Origin of the sequence: Mesorhizobium sp. M1A.T.Ca.IN.004.03.1.1 (assembly GCF_003997555.1) — a bacterium.
Taxonomy (GTDB): Bacteria; Pseudomonadota; Alphaproteobacteria; order Rhizobiales; family Rhizobiaceae; genus Mesorhizobium.
Genome location: NZ_RZTV01001204.1, coordinates 1 through 230, shown reverse-complemented (window position 1 = coordinate 230; position 230 = coordinate 1). Strand labels below are relative to the sequence as shown.

The window sequence follows — 230 nt, the reverse complement described above, 5'->3', positions numbered from 1 at the left end:
GTTGGCGCCGGGGTCGATGACCTTGGCCTCGATGAGGTTCAACGTGCCGACGAAGGAGGCGACGAAGCGTGTCGCCGGCGTGTTGTAGATCTCGAAGGGCGAACCGATCTGGTCAGCCTTGCCGGCATTCATGACGACAATGCGGTCGGAGATCGACAGAGCTTCTTCCTGGTCGTGGGTGACGAAGACCGTGGTGATGCCGAGCTGCTGCTGGATCTGGCGGATTTCCT

General features: G+C 60.9%; 1 pseudogene. It reads right to left on the bottom strand.

Annotation, left to right across the window (positions count from 1 at the left end):
• Nucleotides 1–230: pseudogene (locus EOD29_RS35500) on the bottom strand (spermidine/putrescine ABC transporter ATP-binding protein); the annotation flags it as partial.